The organism is Streptomyces sp. NPDC007095, from assembly GCF_040634475.1.
GTDB lineage: Bacteria > Actinomycetota > Actinomycetes > Streptomycetales > Streptomycetaceae > Streptomyces.
On the sequence record NZ_JBEYFS010000331.1, the window covers coordinates 1 to 9,260 of the forward strand.

A 9,260-nucleotide genomic window follows, 5' to 3' on the forward strand; every position below is an offset into this window, starting at 1 on the left:
AGGGCCTGTGCCCGGCACGCCGAGAGCACGCACCTGACGCCGCAGGGCCCGCCCTCCGGGCGGACGACGGGAATTTGACGACAGGACCTAGGCGGGCCCCTGCCGCTCGCGCGCCGCCTCCTCGACGGCCCCGCCCACCGCGCGCAGGAAGTCCGCCCACCGCTGGCGAAACCGCGGATCGTCCGCGTCCAGCCCGGTCATCATGCGCGTGACCTGGGGCACCAGCCGCGGATAGCTGGCCGTGGCGAAACTCAGCAGGCGAAGGAGTTCGGGGTCGAGCCGCTCGCCGAGCACTCCGTCGCGCTGACGGCGTCTGATCTCGTCGACCTGGGCCTGGATCACCTCGGTGCGCTGTTCCTCGTGCGGCACCGCGCCCTTGCCGTACGCCAGCGCCTCGCGCTGCAGATAGGCGAGCCAGCCGCCATCGTCGCCGTGCCGGTCGAAGTAGTAGGCGAGAAAGTCGCCGTAGCCGGAGGGCGCCTCGTCCAGGCGCCGCAGTCGGCGCTCCCGGAAGTGCTGGAATACGTCGTTGAAGAGGCGGTCCCCGATCCGGCCGCCGGTCATCAGGAACATGGAGTAGGCGAAGCCGCTCGCCCAGCCGGGCAACCGCTCGATGAGTGCGTTGGAGGCCTCGCCCAGAGGTGCGGGCAACCGGGCCATCAGAACCGAAGCGACCAGCAGCAGAGCGGCGCACACGGGCAGCACGACGGCGAAGGCGTGGGCCGACGCGGTAGGGGTGCCGGCGCTGCCGAGAACGGTGAAGTACAGGAGTCCGATCAAGGCGACGCCCAGGACGTTGCCGGTCTGCAGGGTGGTGGTGACCACGCCCGCGCCGGCCCCGGCGTCGCGCGGCTCGACGCCCGCGATGATCGTGCCGACCAGCGGGCTCATGGCGAAGCCCTGGCCGAGCCCGGTGACCAGCAGGGTCGGCGCCAACTGCCAGGCCTGGAGCCCCGCTCCGGCCGCCTCGACGGTGGCCGCCGCACCGAACAGGCCCAGGGCAGCCGTCACCAGCCCGAAGGTCAGTACGTGCCGCCCCAGCAGCGGGACGAGCCGCGGCGCGAGCAGGGAGGTCACGAAGAAGCCGACGGCGGCCGGGGTGTAGGTGAGGGCGGCGCGCAGGGGTGAGTAGCCGAGCCCGGACTGCAGATGCACGGCCAGGGTCAGCAGGAAACCGCCGTACGACATCATGAAGAGCGCCGCGACGGGCACGCCGAGCGCGAAGCCCCGGTTGCGGAACAGGTCGACGGGCACGAGTGGCTGTCCGCCGCGCTCGCCCAGCCTCCTCTCGTACGTCAGGAAGAGCACGCCGGTGGGAAGGGCAGCCACCAGACAGGCGAGGAGCCACGGGGGCCAGCCCAGGTCCCGGCCCTCCAGCAGCGGCACGCAGAGCAACAGCAGGAAGGCGGCGGCGAGTGCGACACCGGTGCGGTCCAGTTGGGTGTCCTCGGCGGGCTCGTCGTGCGGCAGCACCCGCCAGGCGGCGACCGCCGCTAGGAGACCGACGGGAATGTTCACCAGGAAGACCGCGCGCCAGCCCAGTCCGAACACATCGGCGGCGAGCAGCCCGCCGCCGACGAGCTGTCCCGCGATGGACGCGATTCCGATGACGGCGCCGAAGGTGCCCAGGGCGCGCCCACGCCGCTCCCCGGTGAACGTGACCTGGATGATGGCGAGGACCTGGGGGTAGAGCAGCGCGCCGCCGACGCCCTGGAGCGCGCGGGCCGTCACCAGGACCCCGACGCCGGGGGCCGCGCCGCACAGGGCGGAGGCCGCCGAGAAGACCAGCAGGCCGGTGATGAACAGCCGCTTGCGCCCGTAGAGGTCGCCGAGGCGTCCGCCGGTCACCAGGAGGGCGGCGTAGGTGAGGGTGTAGGCGGAGATGACGAGCTCGACACCGCCGTACGAGGTGTGCAGGTCGGAGCGGATGGCCGGGATCGCGACATTGACGACGGCGACGTCGAGGATGGCCATGAAGGTGCCGAGCAGGACGATCGCGAGGACCGGTCCCGTACGTCCGGTTTCGCTGCGCGGCGGGACCTCCGGTGCGGTCCGCATGGTCACGGCTGCCTCCCCTGTTCGCCGGGCCTGGAGCGAGCGCGTGCGGATGGTGGGCGGAGTGTAGGCAGCGTGGCCGGCGCCGTGGGAAGGGCCTTGGCCCAGCTCTGGCATGGAATTGAGGCTTCCGTGGAGCGGATTCGACGGGCCGGACGGGCGACGCGCCGCAGGCCCACTACTGATGATCCGTTCAGTAAATTGACAGACTTCGGGACTGCTCCCGATACTGACTGGTGATTCAGTAAGAGCTCCGGTGGGTCTTCGGTCGCGCCGCTCGTTCCGCACTTGGAGGCACCATGGAGGCCGACCCGCGCACCGGCGTACTCACTGGCCTGCTCACCGGTGGCGAGGCGCTCGTCCGGGCGCTCGCCGCGCATGACGTGACGCAGGCGTTCGGCATCCCCGGCACGCACAACCTGGAGATCTACCGGCACTTGGCGGCGTACGGCATACGGCATACGAACCCGCGCCACGAACAGGGCGCCGGGTACGCCGCCGACGGGTACGCGCGCGTGACGGGCCGCCCGGGTGTCGTGATCACGACCACCGGTCCCGCGCTCCTCAACGTCACGGCCGCCGTCGGGCAGGCCTACTCGGACAGCGTGCCCCTGCTGGTCGTCTCCCCGGGTATGCCGCTGCGCCACCCCCGGCTGGCGTCCGGGCTGCTGCACGAGATGCGCAGCCAGACCGAGGCGCTGCGGGGCGTCGCCGCGTTCAGCCACCGGGTCTCCTCGGTGGCTGAGATCGGCGCCGCCGTGGCGCGCGCGTTCACCCTCTTCCGTACGCGGCGGCCGCGGCCCGTGCACCTAGAGGTGCCGCTGGACCTGCTGACGGCGGCCGAGACCGCCGGGCCGGTGCGGCTCGCCCCGGCCGCAGCGCCGACGCTGCCTGACGCCGAGGCCGTACGACGGGCCGCGCGCGCCCTGCGGGAGGCGCGGCGGCCCGCACTGGTGCTCGGCGGTGGCGCGCGCGGCGCCGCCACCGCCTGTCTCGCCCTCGCGGAGGCGTGCGACGCGCCCGTCGTGACGACCGCCAACGGCAAGGGCGTCGTTCCCGAGCGGCATCCGCTCTCGCTCGGCGTCTCGCTGCACACTGAGTCGGTGCAGAAGTGGCTGGCGGGTCGTGATGTCGTCCTCGCCGTGGGCACGGAACTGGCCGAGTCCGATTTCTGGTCGCCGCCGACCGCCCTCGGGGGCACGCTCGTCCGGGCCGACCTCGACCCGGACCAGATGCACTCCGGGGTGCCCACTGACATCGCGCTCGTCGGCGACGCGCGGGCCTCCCTGGAGGGGCTGTTGTCGGAAATGGGCCTCCACGCGCGCGTGCGGCACGACAACCCCGACCCACCAGGCGGAACCGACGTCGACGAGGTCGCCGCGGTGCGGGACGCGCGATACGCCGGGAGTGCCGCGCGCGACGCGCGCTGGATCCCGTACCTGCGGGCGATCCGCGCCGTCCTGGCCGACGACGCGGTCATCACCTCGGACAGTGCCCAGTGCTGCTACTACGGCGCGCTCCCGCACCTCCCGCTGGGCCCGGCGGGACGCTATCTTCACCCGACCGGCTTCGGCACGCTCGGCTACGCGCTGCCCGCGGCGCTCGGTGCCAAGGTGGCGTGCCCGGAGCGCCAGGTGGTGGCACTGAGCGGGGACGGCGGCCTCCAGTTCACGGTGCAGGAGCTGGCGACCGCAGCGCAGCTGCGACTCCCGCTGCCCGTCGTGGTGTTCGACAACGGCGGCTACGGAGAGATCCGCGACGAGATGGCCGCACGGGGTGACCGTCCGACCGCGGTGGACCTCGCTCCGGTCGACCTGCCCGCCCTGGCCCGCGCCTACGGAGGACAGGGCACACGCGTGTGCCACCCCGACGAGCTGGCCCTCGCCCTCACCGAGGCGCTGCGCACGCCTGGTCCCACCCTGATCGCCGTCCCCGAGGAGACCCCATGACCACGCCCATGACCACGCCGTCGGCCGCGCCGCTCGGGCCGCCTTCGACCGCGCCCCTGATCACGCTCACCTGGACCGACCACGTCACGGGCAGACCGGGCTATCTCGTGGTCGACCGGCTCGTCCGGGGCGTCTCCAGCGGCGGCCTGCGGATGCGCGCGGGCTGCACCCTGGACGAGGTCGCCGGGCTCGCCCGCGGGATGACGATGAAGGAGGCCCTGCACTACAACCCCGAGGGCCACTACATCCCGCTGGGCGGTGCCAAGGGTGGCATCGACTGCGATCCCCAGGACCCGGCGGCGTACGGCCTGCTGGTGCGCTATCTGCGCGCCATGCGCCCTTACATCGAAAACTTCTGGACCACCGGTGAGGACCTCGGGCTCACCCAGGACCTGGTCGACCGGGCCGCCGAGGAGGCTGGACTCGTCTCGTCCATCCAGGCCGTGTACCCGCTGCTCGACGACGAGACGACGGCCCGTCGGCGGCTCGCGGACGCCTTCGCGGTCGACGTGGACGGGATCGGGCTCGACGAACTGGTCGGCGGCTGCGGTGTCGCCGAGTCGGTGCTCGCGGCCCTGGACCGGGCCGGGATGGCGCACGCGGGGACGCGCGTGGCCGTGCAGGGCCTGGGCACCATGGGCGGCGCCACGGCCCGCTTCCTCTCCCGCGCGGGCCTCGACATCGTCGCCGTCGCGGACGTCAAGGGCACGATCGCGAACCCGGACGGGCTCGACGTCGACGCGCTGCTCGCGGCGCGGGACGCCTACGGGACGGTCGACCGCGGCGCGCTGCGCCCGGCCGACCAGGAACTCCCGGGCGACGCCTGGCTTTCCGTGGACGCGGAGGTGCTGGTTCCCGCGGCGGTCTCGTACGCCATCGACACCGAGAACCAGCGGCAGATCGGCGCCCGCTGGATCGTCGAGGCGGCCAACATGCCCGTCCTTCCTGAGGCGGAGGAGCTGCTCGCCGCGCGCGGGGTCGTCGTGCTGCCGGACGTCGTGGTCAACTCCGGGACGAACGCCTGGTGGTGGTGGACGCTCTTCGGCGACATCGGCGCGGACGCGGACGAGGCGTTCGCGTACACCCGGCGCTCCATGCGTGACCTGATCGACCGGATGCTGGCCCGCGCGGAGGCCGACGGGACCACACCGCGGGCCGCGGCGCACGCCATCGTCGCCGACCGGCTGCCGGTGATCGCGGAGCGGTTCGGGTGGTACCGCTGACGGGCACCCGTCTCGCGGCCCTCCCGTCATTCCTCCTGGGGAATTGAGGCGCGGGGCCGGGGACAGCAGAGTCGGTGGAGCGAGGGCGCGCGAGCACGAGTGACCGCCCCTCCCCACACCAAGTCCGACTCGTACCGGGAGTTTCCATGCCCACCATCGACCCACAGGACCTGATAGAGCGCTACATCGGCGTCTGGAACGAGCCCGATCCCAGGATCCGCCGCAAGACCGTGGACGAACTCTGGGCTCAGGACGGTCTGCACGTCCTCCGGCCGCCTCAGCAGATGCGGGAGACCGCGGTGGACCTCGGCTTCACCACCGCCGTCCTGGAGGCCCGTGGCCACGACGAACTGCACACGCGCGTGACGCGCGCCTACGACGACTTCGTCGCCCCGGGGACCTACGTCTTCCGGATCCAGGAACCCGCCCAACGGCTGCGGGACGTCATCACGTTCCGCTGGGAGTCCTTCCACACCGGGGAAGGACGCGCCACGGGCGGCGGCCGGGAGTTCCTGGTCCTCGACGAGGACGGCCGCATCCGGTTTGACTACCAGTTCGTCGACTGACCCTGCCGAGCATTAGGGTTACCGCGTGGCAAGGGTGCGGTTGAGCGTGGCGGAACGGCGCGAGGAGTTGCTGCGCGCCGCCATCGAGCAGATCGAGGCGCGGGGCGTGGCGGCGGTGCGGATCGCCGACGTGGCCTCGGTGCTCGGGGTGAGCAACGCGTTGGTGCTGTACCACTTCTCGACCAAGGAGAAGCTGGTCGCCGCCGCGTTCACCTACGCGGCCGAGGACGACCTCGCCCATCTGCGCAAGCTGCTCGGCCGTCGTACGTCGGCGCTGCGCAGGCTGCGCGCCGCCGTGCGCTGGTACGCGCCGACCGGCCAGGCCAAGGGCTGGCGGCTGTGGATCGAGGGCTGGGCGGCCGCCCTGCGCGAGCCAGCGCTTCAGGAGGTCACGCGTGATCTCGACAAGCAGTGGAAGGCCGCCATCACCGAGGTGATCGCGGAGGGAGTGGCGGGCGGCGAGTTCGAGTGCCCGGATCCCACGGGAGCCGCCCTGCGGCTGACGGCGCTGCTCGACGGGCTGGCCGTGCAGATGACCGCCTACACGGGAGCGGTGTCGCGGGCGCGGGCCCAGGAGTGGGTGGACGAGGCGCTCGCCCGGGAACTGGGGCTCGCGCGGGAGGCGTTGGCGGCGGCGGTGCGCTGAGGCGCGCGCCTCGGCACACGCCCTGACGGTTCGGCTCAGCAGTCGCCGCCCCACCGCCCGTCGAGCGGGTCGGTCCGGCTGCGGCCGGCCCCCACCCCGCGCCGTTCACCTCATCGGCCGCCGACTCACTGCCACCTGAGTCGGCTCGCCCACCGCCGAGCCACCGCGGAGGCGTCTACGGGGCACAGCCGGCCCGGCCCGTCGACAAGCCGCCGCGCCATGTCGACACACGACGACGCCGCCGCGCCGCAAGGGCCGCGGGCGCGGCGGCGAGTTCGGTCCGGGCCCGCGCCCACTCCCTCCAAGCCACCGGCACGTCGGGGACCCGTCGTTCAGGCCACCGACTCGATCCGCATCTTGATGTCGTCCGGCGAGAGGCTGCCCTTGGCGGCCACGTGGTCGCCGGAGGACTCCCCGCGCAGTCGGCGCCCGATCCACGGGACGAGGTACTCGCGTGCCCAGTGGATGTTGTCGCGCCGGACCTCGAGGGTGCCACGGGGCGGCAGTGGCGGCCAGGGCTGGTCGGGATCCGCGGGCACTTCGAGGCCGAGGACCTGGCCGGCGCGCAGCGCGACCCGGGTGTGGCCCTCGGGTGAGAGATGCAGGCGGTCGCCGTCCCAGGCGCGGCGGTCCTGGATCGTCTTCAGGGACCACAGGTCGAGGACCGGACAGCCGTACCGGTCCGCGATGGCGCGTACGTGCCCGTTGTACGTGGCGATCTTGCCGCGCAGATGCTTCAGCACGGGCACGGTACGGGTGTCGAAGCCGGTCGTCACCATGACGGTGCCGACGGCGGAGGTGAGGTCGGCGACCGCGCGCTCGAAGCGCTCGGCAACCTCGTCGGGGTCGGTGCCCGGCCGGATGATGTCGTTGCCGCCCGCGCAGAAGGAGACCAGGTCGGGGGCGAGTTCCTTGGCGCTCCTGAGCTGGTCCTCGACGATCTGGTCGAGCAGCTTTCCGCGTACGGCGAGGTTCGTGTAGGTGAAGTCGCCTTCGGGCCGCCGGTCGGCGAGAAGCACCGCGAACCGGTCGGCCCACCCGACGAAGGCCCCGTCGGGGCCGGGGTCGCCGACGCCTTCGGTGAAGCTGTCCCCCACCGCCACGTACGACCCGATCACTGATCTGTTGTCACTCTTCGAATCGTCTGCCACATCGGCCCATGATTCACCTTTCGATGTGAGCTACGCGACCGTAGGAAGGGGTTGACGGGTGGTGAGATAAGCCACTCGTAAAGTGTGACCGAACCCGGAATAAGGCCCTGTCAGGAGTGGTTGAACAGCCGCCACACCTGGAAGCCCTCGATCCGGAAATGGCTCCATGTGGTCCGGAACGCGAAGTGCCCGCTCGTGTACGGCTGCGGGTCGCCGTAGTCGAAGACCAGCCGTCCGTTGTTCCACCAGCGGACCGTGGAGCCGTCCGAGACGATCCGGACACGGTTCGGCTCGTTGGCCGTGAGCAGCGGCTCCGTGTAGTCGTAGACGAGCGGGCGGACGCCCGGCTCCCCCACGTACCGGCGCAGCCGCGTGGTCGTGTTGGTGTTGGCGCCGTATCCGACGTAGTACGTCTTCAGGTAGTCGTATTCGGCCAGGGCGCCGCCGCGCGGCGTGGCGAAGAGGTCGTCCGGGGAACGGACGTCGACGGCGTTCCAGAAGTTGTTGAGGTCGGAGACCCGGTCGTTGACGCCGCCCTCGGAGACGGGTGTGGCGGTGTACTCGATGACGTAGGGCCCCTCGAGCCTCTGTTTGAACCAGACCGTCGCACCGCTCGGTACGTCGATCTCCAGGACACCGCGCGAGGCACTGACCGTGCCGCCGTCCTGCAGTTCGGTAACCCACTGGCCGAGGCCGCGACGGAAGCCGTCGTGGGCGATGAGCCGGCCTCGACGTTGACGCGGCGAGGCGCTCGCGGTGGTGGACGGCACGAGCGCCGACAGCGCGGCACCTGCGGCGAGGGTCGCGAAGGCTCTGCGGGTGGTCATGAGGTTCCTTCCGTGCGAGCGGCGGTGGTGATGGCGGGCTTCGGCACCTGCCGGGTCTCGGTGCCCAGGCAGTAGTCCGTGTACGTCGACTGGAGACAGCCGCGCACGGTCCAGCCGAGGCGGTAGCCAGGGTTCTGGGCGAGCGTGTAGACACGGGTCTTCGTCGGCTCGGTGGTGGTGTACGGGCGCAGCGCGGTGTGGTCGCCGGTCTCGGCGAGGATCGCGAAGTCGGGCGCCGCCGAACTCGGCTTTCGCTCATGGCCGTTGATGACGGCACGCACGGCGTGCGTGCCGGTACCCCGGCTTTCGTCCTGGTATGTGGTCGAGCGGGTGACCGGCGCCCGGTTGAGCCGCCGTCCGCCCTTGCACACGTTGGACGCGATCGCGTCCCCGGTGGGGGTACCCCCTGTTCGAGCGGAGCCGAGAACTTGGGGGAGCGCGTACTCCGTGCCGAGTAACCGCCAGCTCGGGAAGGTGCCCTTGCCAGAGGGTACGGCGACCAGGCCGCGGTCCAGGTTCTCCACGATCCGGCGCGGCGGCGGATGCTGTTCGGTGGCGTGCGAGGGCGCGGCGACCAGTCCGGCCGGCAGCGCGGCGGCGGTGACGACGCCGAGTCTTCGAGGTTTCACGACGGCGTGCTCCTTGCGGTGGCGACGACGGCCGCGATGCCGTCGCCGAAGACACAGAAAGCGCTTACGGAGATCACTGTGGAGTCACTCTCGCACCGTGTCGACACCTCGTGCGCCGGTGCCACAAGACCGCAATGTGCCGATCATGAAATGACCACGCCGGGACGCATGGAGAAACGCCGGGGGCCGGACCTTCCGCGATCGCGGAAGGTCC

8 protein-coding genes are annotated in these 9,260 nt (G+C 71.8%); 4 read left to right on the forward strand and 4 right to left on the reverse strand.

The annotated features are described in order from the left end of the window. Positions 1-87 precede the first annotated feature (87 nt). Entirely contained in the window at positions 88-2,058 is a 1,971-nt protein-coding gene (locus tag ABZ656_RS53450) for an MFS transporter (RefSeq protein WP_360279366.1), read from the reverse strand. Between the two features lie 296 nt (positions 2,059-2,354). Here ABZ656_RS53450 and ABZ656_RS53455 point away from each other — a divergent pair, with 296 nt between their 5' ends. The 4 genes from ABZ656_RS53455 to ABZ656_RS53470 all read left to right on the forward strand — a co-directional run bounded on the left by ABZ656_RS53455 (position 2,355) and on the right by ABZ656_RS53470 (position 6,439). Further along, complete coding sequence (locus ABZ656_RS53455; protein WP_101402175.1) at positions 2,355-4,004, forward strand: 5-guanidino-2-oxopentanoate decarboxylase; 1,650 nt, start codon at positions 2,355-2,357, stop codon at positions 4,002-4,004. Positions 4,005-4,012: 8 nt separating this feature from the next. After that, complete coding sequence (locus tag ABZ656_RS53460; protein ID WP_101403941.1) at positions 4,013-5,227, forward strand: Glu/Leu/Phe/Val dehydrogenase dimerization domain-containing protein; 1,215 nt, start codon at positions 4,013-4,015, stop codon at positions 5,225-5,227. Positions 5,228-5,373: 146 nt separating this feature from the next. Next, the gene (locus ABZ656_RS53465; RefSeq protein WP_101402174.1) at positions 5,374-5,793 is read left to right on the forward strand and encodes a hypothetical protein; all 420 of its coding nucleotides are present in this window, start codon (positions 5,374-5,376) and stop codon (positions 5,791-5,793) included. A 25-nt stretch (positions 5,794-5,818) separates the two neighbouring features. Then, entirely contained in the window at positions 5,819-6,439 is a 621-nt protein-coding gene (locus ABZ656_RS53470) for a TetR/AcrR family transcriptional regulator (protein ID WP_248003283.1), read from the forward strand. A 332-nt stretch (positions 6,440-6,771) separates the two neighbouring features. Here the strand turns inward: ABZ656_RS53470 and ABZ656_RS53475 are convergent, their stop codons facing one another. From ABZ656_RS53475 to ABZ656_RS53485, 3 genes are all read right to left on the reverse strand, one after another. Then, positions 6,772-7,557, reverse strand: a complete 786-nt coding sequence (locus tag ABZ656_RS53475) for an SGNH/GDSL hydrolase family protein (protein ID WP_101402172.1) — start codon at positions 7,555-7,557, stop codon at positions 6,772-6,774. A gap of 143 nt (positions 7,558-7,700) precedes the next feature. Then, entirely contained in the window at positions 7,701-8,417 is a 717-nt protein-coding gene (locus ABZ656_RS53480) for a DUF6250 domain-containing protein (protein WP_101402171.1), read from the reverse strand. Next, positions 8,414-9,046: a hypothetical protein gene (locus ABZ656_RS53485; protein ID WP_360279363.1), complete on the reverse strand. Its 633-nt coding sequence runs from the start codon at positions 9,044-9,046 to the stop codon at positions 8,414-8,416. Before ABZ656_RS53485 ends, ABZ656_RS53480 begins: the two co-directional genes overlap by 4 nt. Positions 9,047-9,260: the final 214 nt, after the last annotated feature.